Raw genomic sequence first — 14,559 nt, forward strand, 5'->3', positions numbered from 1 at the left:
TGTGAACGACTTTCCGCGGGGAGCGGGCGGCTATCAGCCGGGCGGAAATGGTGGGAACCAATTCGGGGACGGGGGTTACCCCGGAGATGGGCGGCACGGCCGGCCGCCGAGCGGTTACCCGCAGGGCGGTCCGGGCGGCTACGGCCAAGGCGGACCGCGCGAATACGGACAGGGCGAGCCGGGCTTCGGGCCCAGCGGCAACTTCGCGCCGACCGGTGCGGCGAGCGGCTATTCACGCAGCGGGGACGGCGATTTCGGGCATGGCGGGTTCGACGAGTTCTCGCACGGCGGCTCGCCCGTAGCCGCGCCGCCGCGACCGGCGCCGCCGCAACCGCGTCCCCCGGCGGCGGCACAGTCCGCACCGGAGCCTGTGGAGCCTCAGGGGCAGCACTCGCAGTCCGCAGCGAACCGTTCCGCGGCGAATGCCGTTGCGGCCGAGTTGAGTTCGGATGATCTGTGGCTGCTGCGGAATCTGCCGCTGCGCCTGGTGATTCCGGCGGCCTTGATCGGAGTCGCGGTCTCGTTGGTCGTGGTGGCGCTGCACGCACCCTGGTGGGCGGCGTTGGTGGCCGGGCTGGTGCCCGCGCTCATCGGGCTGGTCCCGGTGGCCGGCACGCCGATCGGGCTGCGGCTGGGGCGGTGGGTCGCGTATCGCTGGAAGCAGGCACGGCGCGCGAGTCTCGACGAGAACGCCCTGGTCGACGTCCCGCTGCCCGATGGCGGCAGCTGCGGATTGCGCTGGGACGGCACGCTGTTGACCACCATGCTGCGCATCGATCCGCCGCCGGACATGCTGACGTTGCTGCGGCGCGGTTCACTGAGTACCGATCAGCTGTTGCCGCTCAACGAGATCGCGGCCTGCCTGCGGCAATACGATGTCGAGCTGCATTCGGTCGATGTCATCAGCACCGGCACCCGCACCGCCAGCACCGAGGCGGTGATCTCCGGCTACGCGGCCAGCATCGCACCGCTGGGCCGGCTCTACGACGAGATCCTGGGCCCGCTGCCCGCCATCGCACACCGCACCATGTGGCTGGTGCTGCGCCTGAATCCGCTCGACAACGCCAAGGCCGTCGACAATCGCGGCGGCGGTCCCGAGGGCGCCCTGCGCTCGGCCCTGGTCGCCACTCGCCGGGTCGCGAATCGCCTTGCCGGGCACGGCATTACGGCGTCCGTACTGACAACGTCCGAGATGACGACCGCGATGCGTGAGCTCACCCGCGGTATTCCCGTCGGCGAATTCACCGAGCACCCGGACAACCTGGAGCACAACGGGGTTCATCTGACGAGCTACCAGATCGATCCCCAGCTCTTCAATTCCGATGGATTGGCCAAGATCTGGGCCGTGCGCAGCCTGGCCACCACGGTAACCGTCCGCCTGCAACCGGTCCCCGAGCCCGGCGCGAAACCCGGCCAGCCCGCGAGCATCTTCGAGGTGGACGCCCGCGTCCGCTACGACACTCCTTACGAACACGGCGAACCCCCGGTCGCGGGCCTGAAGGAACTACCCCGCCGCCAAATGTGGGCGCTCATGGACATCCTCGCCTACGGCACCCAGGAGATTCGCCCCAGCGGCTACCGCGGCCCCGTGGACGTCCTCACCGACATCACCATGCCGACAGCGGGCTGCGGCCAGCTCATCGGCGCCGACGCCACCGGCAGCGGCATCGCGGTCCCCCTCATCGGCGACGGCTCCCGCCGCATCGACATCATCGCCAGCCTCCAACTGGCCCAACAGGTCATCCTCCGCGCCATCGCCCTCGGCGCCGGCGCGGTGGTCCACACGGCCCGCCCCGGCGCCTGGCAGGGCATGGTGACGAATGTCGCCGCCCCCCACGCCCTCTCCCTGGCCTCCTCGGTAACCCACAGCTCCCGCGGCACCGCCATCACCGGCCGCCTCCCCAGCCCGGCCGCCACGGTCATCGTCTTCGACGGTGTCCCGGCCAGCGCTCCCCCCGGCTCGGCCACGGTGGTCACGATCCACGAATCCATCTCCGCCGACTACCAACCCGACGCCGACGTGACGATCGTCCAGCACCCGGACGCGCCGCACACCATCTCGGTGCACACCCCCGCCACCATGACCACCGCGCAAATGGTCACCACGCCGGCCGAACAGCATTACCTCAGCGGGGCCCCAGCCCGGCGCTGATCGATAGTTGTTCGTGCCGATTTACCCCGGTCGACGGAGATAACCTGCGGCAGCCTGCTACTCGGGTGGATTTCGAACGCCCTTGAGGCCGGCACTCGCGAACAAGCAGGACGCCGAGCTGCCTCAGTCGGTTCGGCCCCCGCAGTTCAGCGCTTGGGTAAGTTGGCGATTACTTCCTGCATGATGGATTTCGTTGCGGAGCAGATCTTCTGGTACAGGTCGCTGCCTTCGCCTTCGCCTTGCAATGCCAGCTGGACCAGTTCGATCTTGTCGCCGACGGAGCGATAGGGATATTCGAGCGTGCAGATCGTATCCACGACATGGTTGTGCGGGATGGCCGTCTTGCCGTTGCCGAGGTCGATCGGTACGTTCACGGCGACTTCATTGGATTTCACGAAATTCAGCTGAAGTCGCACCTCGGACGTTCCCTGCCAGTGGCATTCATGCGCGGAAACATCCGTCGGCGCGGCCGCAACCGGTCCGACCGCATCGTCCAACCGCTTGTCGGAAACCAGCCCGCACGGATCGATCCGGCCCAGGGATACGGCATCGGACCGCTGCGGCGGCGTATTCCGCGTGGCGACCAGCCGGGTGAGTACCTTTTCGGCAAGGTCGCATGACGTGGCTTTGCCCAATGTGACTACAATGCCCCACTTCTGGTTCGTGCCGGAGATGTCGACGCCCCGTCGGCACTCCGAAAAGGTGGCGTCGTCGTCGCCGAGGATCGGCAAACCGTCTACGCTTCGACCGGTCCCCTGCAGCAGATCCGTGCTGGCACCGGGCTTGACCGTCATGTATTGGCCGCCTGATTTGTGGACCGCACATTCCCAGCTCAGATAGGTATCGGGATTCCACGTCGAGGCATCGCTGGGCCAGTCCGAATCCGACGGGACCGAGCCCTGCATCGACTGCTGGAGCCACGCGCAGGCATCGGCATTGCGCAATCGATCGAGCATCGCGGCGACAGTATTCGTTCCGGCTGGCTTGTCCGACAGTCGAACCCAGGTGATCGCACCCGCGACCAATAGCAGCACCAGCAGCGCGGCCAGGCCCACACGCCGGGCTATCTTGCTTCCACGTGACCCGGCCTTGCCCGACCCCGGCACATCGGCCACCTCGAACCCCGTGCCCATGACGGTGGCCTGATGGCCGTTGCCCGAGACGATGACGGTCGCGTCAGGGTTCGAGGTCAGAGCGGTGAGCCCGGCGAGCTGCCGCTGGATTCCAGCGTGTACCGGTCCCGGCCACGGCGCGGCACCTTCCGGCAGCCATCCGATCTGGTCCAGCAATTGCGCAGGAGTGGGGCGATACTCCGGTCTCTTCGCCAAGCAGGGGGCGATCAGATGACGCAGCTCCGGTGCCATCTGACCCCAATCCGGTTCCGCGTGCACGATATTGAACAGCGTGTACGCCATGGAGGGGGCGGCAAAGGGGCTCTTGCCGGTCGCCGCCATGACCAGCAGCGCACCCAGGGAGAAGATGTCGCTCGCCGGGGTGATCGGCTCTGCCGAAGCTTGCTCCGGAGACATGTAGGCGGGAGAGCCCAAGGCGGAACCGGTTTCGGTCAATCCGCTCGGGTTCTCGTGGAGCTGCGCGATTCCGAAGTCGATCACGCGCGGCCCCTCCGCCGTGAGCATCACATTGGCGGGCTTGAGATCTCGATGCACCAGCCCGAGCCTGTGAATATCCTGTAGGGCCACCGCCAGACCGGCGGCCAACGCCTTGACCGCGGGCACCGGCAGTGGCCCGAACTCGGCCACCACCTTGTCCAGCGGCATGCCAACCACGAATACCGAAGCGAGCCAGGGGTTTCCACCGTCCACGTCGAAATCGACCACCGGAGCGGTGAAGGCACCCGACACCCGGGTGCTAGCGTTGACCTCACGCCGAAACCGGGCCCGATACTCGTATTCGCCCAGCAGGTGCTGATGAATCTGCTTGATCGCCACGAATCGCCCGTCGGGCCCGATACCGAGCAGTACCCGGCCCATTCCGCCCGAACCCAGAACTCCCAGGACTCGATAGCGGCCGATGACTCGGGGCTCGGCGGGATCGAGTGGCTTAACCGCCATTACTTCGGCAGCCTCGGTAGCACATCGGCCATGAGCTTCTTGGCCTTCTCGCATGAACCCGTGTCGGCCTTTCCCCAGTCGCTGATCCGGGTCCTGACGATTTCGGCCTTGTCGTTGGTGGTCAGGCGGGCCTGGTATTTCACTTCGCAGTTGCCATTCGAGGCCTTCAACCAGAGCTTCTCGATGTAGGCCGTGGTTTGCCCGATCTGAATGGTCTCGTACCGGGTGTTGTCCTTGTCGAGCCGATCAGTGTGCTGCAGTGTGACTTCGACGGTTCCGGTGCCGCCTTGGTAGTAGCAGTCACCGGCACCACGAACGCGCCGGGCGGGGTCACCAGCAAGGCCACCTGCGAGCGTCGGGTCCAGCAACGAGCACGGGTCAACGCGCAGAATCGAGTTCTGCGGAAGCTTCAACTGGGGTGCGTACACGGTGAGCTGCTGCACGACGGCCGTGATCGCCTTGTCCGCCATCGCGCAGCCGTCACCGCCGTTGGGTGCGTAGATCTGGATCTTCAGGGCGTTGTGGCCACCACTCTGCGTGAGAACATAGCGATCGCACGCACTGTACCCACTCTTGTTACGAAGGATCGGTACCCAGCCCACAGTCTGGCCGGTGGGCTCCGTGGTCTGCTCCACTTCGCCGGCCGAGGTGAAGTTATCCAGTTCCACACTGATCTTGTGCTGGTCCGAGTCGGTGACCGTTGTCTCGCATCCGCTGTATTGCATGCTCGGAGCCTTGACCCGCGTGCCCAGCTTCGGCGTCACGAGATCGAGCACCTTGCAAGTATCGAGCTGTTGCAACTCCATGGTCGTGACCGTCAGCGAGGGATCGGCCATCGCCTGCGAATGCCCGCTCTGCATGGATATTTCGCACACCCCGAAGGTTCCCGTGCCGAGCACCACCAGAGTCGCCGCGGCCGCCGCGACCAATCTCAGCATCCTGCGTCGATTGGACTTGGCCTGTTCCACCTCCTCCTCGAGCTTCGACTCCCTTTCTGAGGTATGGACCCACCAGTCGGAGTCCGCACGGTGCGCGTCGATCCGGGCCGTCACCGGAGCGGGCCACATGGGCTCGGGCTGAATCCGGCTCGCCGCGTCCAGCAGCTCTTCCGCTGTCGGCCTCCGGGCCGGATCCTTCGACAGGCAGGCGTCCACCGACTCCCGCAGCGCAACCGGCACGCCCTCGGTGTTGGGCATGGTATGGATGACGCTGTAAAGGACCTGCGGTGTCGAAACACCCGGGAACGGACTGGAACCCGTCGCCGCCATGGCCAGAATCGCGCCCACCGAGTACACGTCCGCGGCAGCCGTGAGGGGCCGCCCCTCGGCCTGCTCCGGCGACATGTAGGCCGGGGATCCCAAGACTGTGCCGGTAGCGGTCAGTGCGTCGCTGTCCTGGGCACGGGCAATGCCGAAGTCGATGATCCGTGGGCCTTCGCCGGTCAGAAGAACGTTGCCCGGCTTGAGATCTCGATGCAGTAGCCCGGCGCGGTGGATCTCCAGTAACGCGGACGCCAACCCGGTGGCGAGCAGCCGCAGCCCACCGAGGTTCAACGGCCCGCACTCGTCGATGACAGTCTTCAGGTCGGGGGCATTGATGTACTCGGTGGCCAGCCAGGGACTCTCGGATTCCGTGTCGCTGTCGATCACGGCTGCGGTGTAGGCACCGGTGAGCTGCCGACAGGCCTCCACCTCGCGAGCGAACCGGTCTCGGAATTGCGGATCTCCGGCCAGGTGCGGGTGAATCTGCTTGATCGCAACCAGTCGTCCGGTCGGCGTGCGGCCCAGCAGCACTCGGCCCATGCCACCCCGCCCGATAACCGCGATAGTGCGATTGCGCCCCAGCCATTTCGGATCCTGCGGCGTCAGCGCCTTCATACCGTCCCTCCCATGACCGAATACTGCGCGCCAGCCAGCTGCCTCAAATCGATATCGGTATTGCTGTACACCGTCGCGACGTACTCACCGCGGAACATCACACAACGGAAACGCCTGGCTTCCAGATTTTTCGAGGGTTTGGAGAGCTGGCGGCAGGCCACATCGGGCAGTCCGGACACTCCCCTGATCGGTATGTATTCGGTGTCGCCCGGTTGCCCGTCGAGATATCCGGCGTAGTTCTTGGCCGCAGTGGCGTCGCGCATCTTGAACAGGCGCTTGTTATAGGAGACCGCCACTGTGTTGATGCCGTGCTCGGCATTCGCCTTCGCATCCTCCGCGGGACTGTCTAGCAGCGCCGAGTAGGCGTGCACTCCCCAGACGGCGAACTTCATGGCGGTGGGCATAGGGTCGTCGGTCAACACCGTCCGGGGCAACAGCTTGCCCGGATCAAGTTGCAGTTTGGGCAGATCCGCCGACGGGGTCGGCGTGTAGTTCGCGAGCAGATCGATCTGTCGCCGGTACGACCGGGTGACCATGTCGACCAGCGTTCCGAGATCCGGGTCCAGCGACTGTACGTACACCCGGATAACCAGCGACTTGTAGGCCATGGTGCTCCCGAGCGTGGGAATGCCTGGCCGCCAATGGCTGATCGCGGCCGGAAAAGCATCAACCGCCACAGGCACGTTATCGGCATTCGCCTCGAAGTCGGCCCGATCCATATCGGCTGCCGCCGCACTCGCCGCCGCCTCGTCGGGGAACTCGACCAGCGACGTCGCTAGGAACTTCTGTGGTTTCCCGGCCGTATAGTCCGCATAAGATTTACTCGCTGCCATCGCCCCGAAGGCCGCGAGCGGGTCGTGACCGTTAGCGGCGCGCGTCTCCGGCGCGGAGATAACCGAATCGCCGAGGCCGAGGCCGAGACGGTCGGCGAAAACGCCGCCGCCCCGACCCATTCCGATCTCCGGATCGATGTCCGTCGCATACATGATGTGTTCGCCCAACCGCAACGATTCCACGAGCATGCCCCGAGCTTTGCTGGGCTTCTGGTCGAAATCCGACGTGCTCGGCTTGCCGGAATACGGTCCGTAATCCGATGTATCCCCGCCACTTCCACCACAAGCCGCCATCCCCGCCAGTACGACGAGCCCGACCGCGGCAGCGGCGGCTCTCCTCAGCCTGAACCGCATACATCCCTCCCCAACTCCGCGCGCTCTCGGCGGACCCCTCCAAATTCGAATTCCGAGCCGTACTGTCCGTGGTTGGACCCGCCCAGGCACAGGACAACCTAACACCGGACGGATGACAAGACCATTCGGCATCGAACGTGTAGGAGCACGGGCAGTCGTCGCTACTGCGTCGGCAGAGTGTCCCAGTTCTTCAAGGCGTCCTGCTTGGACAAGGTGGGACCTGGAACGAGTTGGCCGATGATCTCCCACGGTGCCAGATGTGGCGTAGCACCCAGCCCGAGCATCTGTGCCGTTGCGAGATCCGGGATGCCGTAACGGATTCCGTTGTCAGAGATGTAGAACAGATTCTCGCGTCGCTGACTACCCGGTTCGACACCAGTAGTACGGACGAACTCACCCGTAGTGGGTGGCACGTACACAGCGTCGACACGGTCGCCCGCTGCCCCATCCTTGGTAGCCAGGTCCACCGGCTTCTGTGAGTCGGGCAGCGGCAGACGTGTGCCGAGCAGCAGTTGGACCGTAGCCCGATCCGAGGGCCCCTCTGTTGCGTCCGGCTGCTCCTTCCCGAGACCGCTCTTCTTCGCCCAGGTGACACAGGCAACCGGGTTGTCCTCGGCGGTAATAATCTTCGGTGTGGCGTTTGGGAAGTCGTCGACCGGCAGGGAATGCACAACCGGGATTCCGTTCAGCACGTCTGGTGTCACGGACTTGAAGCCGTTCATGCCCTGAGAGTTGTCGGAGCCGATGACCTGCGCGGTGAACGCCGAAATGCGCTGCACACCGTCAGCCAACACGACATACAAGTCGGACCGGTCGGAACCGTCCAGTGCCGCCACCTTCACGATGCCGCCTACCGGCACATTGTTCAGCTTGCCCAGGCCGTTCTCCCCGATGCGAGGGATAGTGGGCGGAACCAGAGGCGGCACCTTGACCGCAGCACCGATCAGGTCGGTAGTAGCGGGCCGCGATCGCTTGCCGCTCAAGCCCAATGCTTGCGCTATCGAGTCCTTCGTGCGATCGAACTCCGCGACCTTACCATCGTAGATCAGATAGTCCTTGCCGCCCTTGCTCGCCCAAATAGTCGAGTTCGAATCGACGGCCTTGACGCGATCGCTCAGCTCGAGGCTGCCAGAGATAATCGTGGTTTCTGCACCGGAGGACGAGGCTGCGCCACCGGATGCCGACAACGGCACCCTGTCGCAGAGCGTCCATTGGGACCGCTCGCCCTGCCCAGTGCCCGGTAAAGCCGCAGGCACACCGGGGATGCCGAGAATCGGTCCGCGCGGAACCGTGTTGAGCTTGCTGTCCTTGACTGATTTCGGAGTTTCGCTGGTACCCGAGATCAACCGCGCCGATGCGAGATTCAGCGTCGGGTACAAGGTCATCTTGGTTTTATCGTCTTTGTCCCGCACTACGACGTAGAGTGCTCCGCTGTCCTTGCCCATCACGATGTTCGCGTCACCGATGGATCCCTGCGGGCGAATGAAAGCCATGATTGCCGCACCGGCGACCACGAGCAACGCGAGAACCGCTCCGACCATCAGAGATCGAAACTGCGACCGCATGGGATCGTGCAGCATTCGAACGTCCCGACGGATCAACGCGTGGTCGAGTCGGCGCAGCAGAAAGCGGTACCCATTGACCTGGGCACGCGTGCTCAATTGTGCTGGCACTAACCAAATCCTCCGTCGAGCCGGGAACTACGGGCGTAGAGATTACTGGCCGCCGACCGACGACAGCGCACCCCTCCTAGCTGGAGGCGTGCGCTGTCGGATCGGCACAGACGTCCTCGTTACATGAAGGCGTTCTTGACCTTGTTGTCCGCGCTGAGGGCGTTGTGCAGCGCGCTCTCCACCGCGGTGGCAACGGCGTCCAACGTCGACAGGCACTTTTCGGCGTACGCGTTGTCCCAGTCGGACTTCGCGGCGGTAACACCTTCCAGTGCGCCGTTCTCCGCGCCGCTGTTCGGGTTCGACCACGCCTGCTTCAGGCGCTCGACAGCCTGGCCGAGATCGCTGGAGGTATCGACCTTGGACTGGCCGTCACCGGCAACGGCGACGAGGTCCTTGTGGAACTGACGGAGGTCCTGGACGAGGGAGGTCATCCCTGCGGCGTCGTAAAGCATTGCGTATTCCTTTGCAGTGTTGAGAAGTCTGGTGAGCGGTGACCGACTAGCCGAGGTTCGTGAGAGCCTTGCTGAAGTCGTCCTTGTTGGAGATATCCACGTTGCTGAACACGTCGGTACCCTGGCCGACCTTCTTCTCGAATTCGTCCAGGGCGGCGTTCAGCTTCACGGACTCGTCATCCCACGCGACCGCCGCAGCCTTGAACGAATCAGCAGCGTCACCCTGGAAGCTGTCCTTGGACGAGTCCACGCGGTCGGTGATCTTGCGCAGGATGTCCTTGACGGACGCGACTACGTCAGCCATATGGCTCTGCGCGGCCTTCGCAACTGCCGCGTCATTTGAAATAGATCCGGTCATCGTCTGTACCTTGCCTTTTCTCGGAATAGATAGGCGATGCGCTGTGCATCACCGGTTCGGGGTGGATCAGCTGTAGGTGGGTCACGCGGGACTCACGACAGCCACCTCCCCCCAGGCAGCGAGTCGATAAGAGTTGAAATCGACTGCGCGATACGGTGATCACTGCCCGGTGTCAGCGTGGACCAGAGTTGCTGGTCCGGGGCGACCCCCGGTGCGGCCACGATGCGGCCCCGTGCGGTGTCGTAGACAGCGACGGCTCCGGGCGATCGGTCTGTGAGGCCGTCGGCGTAGGCGTAGGCCACGATTTCGGCGTAGGCGTGGGTGGCGGAGAGGGCGAGGCCGTAGGTGGTGGCGTCGGTGTCGGGGACGCCAAGGCTGTAGACGGTGCTCGCGTACTCCGCGGAAGTTGTTGCGGTGTCGAGGCGTTCGGCCAGATCGGTGGACTCTGCGCTGAAGGCGGCGAGGTCGGCGGGCGGGCAGGGTCCGAGGGCGTCGAGGAGGGGGCGGGCGAGGGAGGCGCCGGAGCCGTCGGACCACAGGGGGTGGATGTCGAGGGTGTCGCCGCGGCGGATGGCGACGGCGTGGTCTTCGGCGCGGCGGGTGACGCAGACGCGGATGGGGCCGTTGGCGGTGTGGACACGCATGGCCAGTTCACGGTCGGGCTGAGCTAGTACGAAAAGTGCTGTGGCGGTGTCGGTGTCGACATCACCGTGGGCGTCGACTATGCGACGGGCGCGTAGGTCGGCGCGGGCTAGCTCCTGCGCCTGTTCCCATTCCTGGTACGAATCCTGCTGCGGGCCGATCGATAGCACCAGAGGTAGGGTCTGCACACCTAGGTGTCCAGCGAGTGCGATCACGCCGTCGTTGGTGAGGGTCGTCATGAGGCGGCCTCTTGACCGGACTCTTTCGCGCCGGAGGCACCTTCAGATCCAGTACTACCCGCGTTGAACGCGATGTCGACCGGGGCGCGCTGCGCGGCCGGGTCGATTCCGCCGAGCACGGCGGGCGCGACCTGCATGCCGGAGGTGAGGCCCAGCTCGGCGTCGCTGGTGGGTGCACCCACGAGTCCGGCGCGCGGGATGTGCTCTTCGTCGTTGTCCTGCCCTGTACTGCCCATGGCGGTGGGTGCCATCGACGTGCCGGTCTGCTGAACCGCAACCGGCTGCGTCACCACACGTTGCGTCGTCGCCTCCTTGGCCTCGACAGTTGTCGCGCGCACCTGGGTCAGTGGCATCGGCGGCAGGTTGAGCGAGTCGAGGGACAAGGTCGGCAGCGAGGTCGGCGCGATCGACGGCGTATCCGGGTTCCCCACAGGTTCGGCCGGTTGCTCTGTAGGCGTCAGCCCTGCGGTCACCTGTGGCGGCGCCTGGTGTTCCCAGGGTTTGGCCAGCGATTCGGTGGCGGCCTCGTACGTCCGCATCACCCGGGCTGCCTCAGCTTTCGCCTTCTCGGCGTCGGTCTCGGTCGTCGCCAGTCCGCCCAGCAGCGGCAGGCCGGCGGCCAGACCGAGCTGCTGCATCAGCTGCTGGAGGTCTTTGAGCTTCTCGACCTCATCGACGTCCGGCATGGACAGTTTCGCGAGTTCATATGCCGCAGCGTGTGATTCGGCCTGTGTGGCGTTACCAGCGGCGGCCGCCGCGGACGCACAGAGCCAGTCCCGCAACGCCTTGATGCGTTCGATGAACGGACCGCTGTTCTTGGATTCCCAAGCGCTGTCGAGGATTACGAGAATCCGCTCGTATTCGACGGCGGCAGCCGCGAAACCCGCGCTCAATCGCGTCCACGCGAGACCGGCCTCGGCGGCGGGTACCGCACCGGCACCCGTCACCAGGTCGCGCGCCAGCTGTTCGGGCGGCCGGGACTCCCAAACCGTCTCGGTGAAGCCGGGTTTCGTCGGTTCCAGCATCGGGGAAGGTCTCTCCGCTCAGCCGGCGAAGCCGAGGACGGACTGCTCCTCGACCTGCCCGAAGGTGTCGAACTGACTACGCAGCGTCGACGCGAGATTGCGCAGTTCGGTGACGCCGTCGCCGCCGGAGGTCACGAAGGACGCGGCCACCGCGTTGAGTGTCTGCGCGGCACGCTGCGACACCTCATCCGCTCCGGCGGGCGCGAAGTCGAGCTTGACCTGCTCGACGCCCAGTCCGTTGGCGATGCGGTCGGCGAGCGCATCCAGCTGGGCCGCGGCGTCGCGCGCGGTCGAGGCGTCGAAGCGCAGACCGTCGAATGCGTTGGTGCTCATGCCAATCCTCCTGTTACCCCTGGCAATTCGGTCCCTACATCACAGTGATCTCAGAGTGTGAGCGCCTTGTCCGGCGGCTCTTCGATGGCTTCGATGGCGCCGACAACCGGCAGGACCACACCCTCGATCACACCGACCACCTCGTCGCCGTGCGCACCCGTGACCAGGCCCGAACGGTCCGAGGTGGACTCTTCGTCGGCGGCGCCGGCCCGACCCGCGGCACCAGCGCCCGAGGCCATGCCCGGCGAGGTGGTGGCGGTGGTACGACCGGTCGCCTCGGTGGTGGTCTTGGGAACTCCGGGTCCGGAGGTGACCTCGCCCGTCGGAATCCGGCTGGTGCCAGGCATATTCGTCGGTGTCGTGGTGGTGGGCACGCCGCCGAACAGGGTGCTGAGCGGACTGCCGCCGCCACCGTCGGTCTTCGTGGCGTCCGGGCTGTCGGTCTTCGCGGCGTCTTCGGTCTTGATGGTGGTGTCCGTGGGCGTATTGGTCTTGGTGTTCGTATTGGTGTTTGTGTTCGTGTTGGTATTGCTGTTGCTCAGCGCCGAACTGATGTCGCTGACGCCGGAGGAGACGACCGAAGCGCCCTTCTCGACCAGCTTTTCCGCGACCGTCGGCGCGACACTGGCCATGGGCTGCAGCGCGGTGCCCACCATGTTCACCAGATCCGCGATATTGGAAGCGATCGGCGCGCCCGCGATCATGATCTTCGTTCCGGCCGCGGTGATCTCGGCGGTGCTGCCCGCCAGCTCGGCGCTGGTCTTGGCCGCGATGGCCGTGCCTTCCGTGATCGCGTCGGTCGCGGTCGCGATCAACCACGGGATGCCGGCGGGAGTCGCCAGCATCGCGATGCCCGCGGTCACCTCCGCGACGAATTTCGCGATGACAGCGCTGATTTCGGCATAGCCCTCGGCGACGATGGCCTCGGCGCTCAATAGAATCCCGTGCTGCTGAGCCCCCTGGGCGGCCACCTCGACGCTGTTGGCCTCGACCATCTTGCTCTTGTCCTGCGCGGCATTGGCGGCATCGCCGGTCCAGGTGTTCATGACTGTACTTGTCGCCGACTTACTTTGCGACACAGCGGAAGTCAGCGCACTGATCAGCGAAGTCAGAATGGTCGCCGGATTGAAACTGCTGTTGCCCAGGCTCCCCGTCCCGAACGACTGCAGCAAACTGACGACCGGCTGGATCAGGCTCGTCAGGTCGATCGTCGGCAGCGTCGGCATCTGTATCCCCGACAGATCCGGCAGGCTGATCGACGAAAGTTGTGGCAGCTGCGGCAATCCCAGATTGCTCAATACATCCGTGACCGGAGTATCGAGGTACGGACCGATCGGACTGCTGCGAAGCTCGTCCAGAACGGTCGGATTCGACGGGTTGGTCACAGCACCGTCGATAGGAAGCTCGCCGCCGAGGTTACTTCGTTGGTGCCGTATGCCCCGACAGCCGCGTACGCCGTGGTCGCGGTGTCCGCGTGCACCGCCGCGATTTCCGCTGAGGACAGCAGGTAATTACCCTGCGCGACAGCGAACGCCGCCAGGAACTCCTGCCCGATCAGCCCGAACACCGGCACCGCCTGCGCGAGCGCGGTAGCCACATCAGCTCCGGCCGCCCCCGCGACCTGCGCAGCGATGCCCGCCTTCTGTGTGCCGTACGCCAAGATGGGCGCGAATTCCGCCGCCACGTGATCGGCCATGAGTGTCCCTCCCACTACCTATGATCGTGCTCAGACTACAAGTGCGAAAATTCTTGTGCCAGACCGCAAGATGCAAACTCTGGCCAAAGTTCTGTTAACAAACCGGCCTAGCCGGCCATCTCCTCATTGAATCGGTCCACGACCTCAGCCCGCCGCTCGAACGCCCGCCGCGCCGCCTGCGCCGCCGTCGTCACCACAGCCTGCTCGAACTCCGCCGGCGTCATCCGCGAAACAGCGCTCGTGAACTGCAGATCCTTGAGCGCGCCATTCCCGTCGACCTCGGCCGTCACGGCCCCGTCCTCGGAAGTCTCCCGCCCCCGGACCGCAGCCATCTGATCCGCCAGGTCCTGAAACCGATACAGCTGCCGCCGAACCTGCTCCTGCAGCTCATCCATAGACGAAACCACGCGCGCCCCCTCTCACACCGTCCTGAGCCAACTCTGCGGCTCAGTATCGTAGTCCTGCTCCTCGACAATCTCTTGTCGAGCGACCTCAGCTTCAGTGGGAAGCCCGGTCCGAGCAAGGCCCTCAGCACCAAGCCCGGCCTCCTCCAACTGCTTCCGCAGCGCGAGCCCAGCCCGATTCGCAGCCTTCTGGCACAGCCGCAAGACCTCCCCAGCGAGCTGTCCCGGATCCCGATGCAGCTCAGCGGATTCGACCTTCACGGCCAATGGCAACCCCTGATTGGTCGCCCGCACCCGAATAGACCCGGACGTGCTGGCAACAACTAGCGAGGCCCAATCCCCCTCGCCAGCACCAGAACTGGTCGTCCCCGACTCAGTCATGCCGAACTCCCTCCCAGTTAGCTATGCGTATGAGTATCACAGGCCGCTTCGCCAAGCCAACAGCATTT

The 14,559-nt window shown here is 65.2% G+C and carries 13 protein-coding genes; 1 reads left to right on the plus strand and 12 read right to left on the minus strand.

Annotated elements, in window-relative coordinates:
* Position 1 precedes the first annotated feature (1 nt).
* Positions 2-2,152, plus strand: a complete 2,151-nt coding sequence (gene eccE, locus AB0L60_RS01095; RefSeq protein WP_364605483.1) for a type VII secretion protein EccE — start codon at positions 2-4, stop codon at positions 2,150-2,152.
* 146 nt (positions 2,153-2,298) lie between these two features.
* On the opposite strand, the gene AB0L60_RS01100 is transcribed toward eccE, so the two are convergent.
* The 12 genes from AB0L60_RS01100 to AB0L60_RS01155 form a co-directional block, all read right to left on the minus strand.
* Positions 2,299-4,224: a serine/threonine-protein kinase gene (locus AB0L60_RS01100; RefSeq protein WP_364605485.1), complete on the minus strand. Its 1,926-nt coding sequence runs from the start codon at positions 4,222-4,224 to the stop codon at positions 2,299-2,301.
* Entirely contained in the window at positions 4,224-6,101 is a 1,878-nt protein-coding gene (locus AB0L60_RS01105) for a serine/threonine-protein kinase (protein WP_364605487.1), read from the minus strand. Before AB0L60_RS01105 ends, AB0L60_RS01100 begins: the two co-directional genes overlap by 1 nt.
* Positions 6,098-7,288, minus strand: a complete 1,191-nt coding sequence (locus AB0L60_RS01110) for a hypothetical protein (RefSeq protein ID WP_364605489.1) — start codon at positions 7,286-7,288, stop codon at positions 6,098-6,100. The genes AB0L60_RS01105 and AB0L60_RS01110 overlap by 4 nt, the downstream gene beginning before the upstream one ends.
* Before the next feature lie 161 nt (positions 7,289-7,449).
* Positions 7,450-8,961 (minus strand): type VII secretion protein EccB, encoded by a 1,512-nt coding sequence (gene eccB / locus AB0L60_RS01115; protein WP_364605491.1) that lies wholly within the window; start codon positions 8,959-8,961, stop codon positions 7,450-7,452.
* A 119-nt stretch (positions 8,962-9,080) separates the two neighbouring features.
* Positions 9,081-9,413: a hypothetical protein gene (locus tag AB0L60_RS01120; protein ID WP_354830425.1), complete on the minus strand. Its 333-nt coding sequence runs from the start codon at positions 9,411-9,413 to the stop codon at positions 9,081-9,083.
* Between the two features lie 46 nt (positions 9,414-9,459).
* The gene (locus AB0L60_RS01125; RefSeq protein ID WP_354830426.1) at positions 9,460-9,771 is read right to left on the minus strand and encodes a WXG100 family type VII secretion target; all 312 of its coding nucleotides are present in this window, start codon (positions 9,769-9,771) and stop codon (positions 9,460-9,462) included.
* A 92-nt stretch (positions 9,772-9,863) separates the two neighbouring features.
* Positions 9,864-10,652, minus strand: coding sequence for an ESX secretion-associated protein EspG (locus AB0L60_RS01130; RefSeq protein ID WP_364605494.1), 789 nt, complete (start codon positions 10,650-10,652; stop codon positions 9,864-9,866).
* Complete coding sequence (locus AB0L60_RS01135) at positions 10,649-11,677, minus strand: PPE domain-containing protein (protein WP_364605496.1); 1,029 nt, start codon at positions 11,675-11,677, stop codon at positions 10,649-10,651. The genes AB0L60_RS01130 and AB0L60_RS01135 overlap by 4 nt, the downstream gene beginning before the upstream one ends.
* A gap of 18 nt (positions 11,678-11,695) precedes the next feature.
* The gene (locus AB0L60_RS01140; RefSeq protein WP_364605498.1) at positions 11,696-12,010 is read right to left on the minus strand and encodes a PE family protein; all 315 of its coding nucleotides are present in this window, start codon (positions 12,008-12,010) and stop codon (positions 11,696-11,698) included.
* Between the two features lie 50 nt (positions 12,011-12,060).
* Entirely contained in the window at positions 12,061-13,395 is a 1,335-nt protein-coding gene (locus tag AB0L60_RS01145) for a hypothetical protein (RefSeq protein WP_364605500.1), read from the minus strand.
* Positions 13,392-13,706, minus strand: coding sequence for a hypothetical protein (locus tag AB0L60_RS01150; protein ID WP_364605502.1), 315 nt, complete (start codon positions 13,704-13,706; stop codon positions 13,392-13,394). The genes AB0L60_RS01145 and AB0L60_RS01150 overlap by 4 nt, the downstream gene beginning before the upstream one ends.
* Positions 13,707-13,813: 107 nt before the next feature.
* Positions 13,814-14,101 (minus strand): YbaB/EbfC family nucleoid-associated protein, encoded by a 288-nt coding sequence (locus AB0L60_RS01155; protein ID WP_364605504.1) that lies wholly within the window; start codon positions 14,099-14,101, stop codon positions 13,814-13,816.
* Positions 14,102-14,559: the final 458 nt, after the last annotated feature.

It is taken from the genome of Nocardia sp. NPDC051981, from assembly GCF_040680715.1.
Taxonomy (GTDB): Bacteria; Actinomycetota; Actinomycetes; order Mycobacteriales; family Mycobacteriaceae; genus Nocardia.

What these genes read in the sequence shown, in the direction of transcription:
- AB0L60_RS01105 (WP_364605487.1), bottom strand. Translation starts at nt 6,101, where the DNA reads ATGAAGGCGCTGACGCCGCAGGATCCGAAATGGCTGGGGCGCAATCGC.
- AB0L60_RS01140 (WP_364605498.1), bottom strand. Translation starts at nt 12,010, where the DNA reads ATGAGCACCAACGCATTCGACGGTCTGCGCTTCGACGCCTCGACCGCG.
- AB0L60_RS01110 (WP_364605489.1), bottom strand. Translation starts at nt 7,288, where the DNA reads ATGCGGTTCAGGCTGAGGAGAGCCGCCGCTGCCGCGGTCGGGCTCGTC.
- AB0L60_RS01125 (WP_354830426.1), bottom strand. Translation starts at nt 9,771, where the DNA reads ATGACCGGATCTATTTCAAATGACGCGGCAGTTGCGAAGGCCGCGCAG.
- AB0L60_RS01120 (WP_354830425.1), bottom strand. Translation starts at nt 9,413, where the DNA reads ATGCTTTACGACGCCGCAGGGATGACCTCCCTCGTCCAGGACCTCCGT.
- AB0L60_RS01135 (WP_364605496.1), bottom strand. Translation starts at nt 11,677, where the DNA reads ATGCTGGAACCGACGAAACCCGGCTTCACCGAGACGGTTTGGGAGTCC.
- AB0L60_RS01150 (WP_364605502.1), bottom strand. Translation starts at nt 13,706, where the DNA reads ATGGCCGATCACGTGGCGGCGGAATTCGCGCCCATCTTGGCGTACGGC.
- AB0L60_RS01155 (WP_364605504.1), bottom strand. Translation starts at nt 14,101, where the DNA reads ATGGATGAGCTGCAGGAGCAGGTTCGGCGGCAGCTGTATCGGTTTCAG.
- AB0L60_RS01130 (WP_364605494.1), bottom strand. Translation starts at nt 10,652, where the DNA reads ATGACGACCCTCACCAACGACGGCGTGATCGCACTCGCTGGACACCTA.
- AB0L60_RS01100 (WP_364605485.1), bottom strand. Translation starts at nt 4,224, where the DNA reads ATGGCGGTTAAGCCACTCGATCCCGCCGAGCCCCGAGTCATCGGCCGC.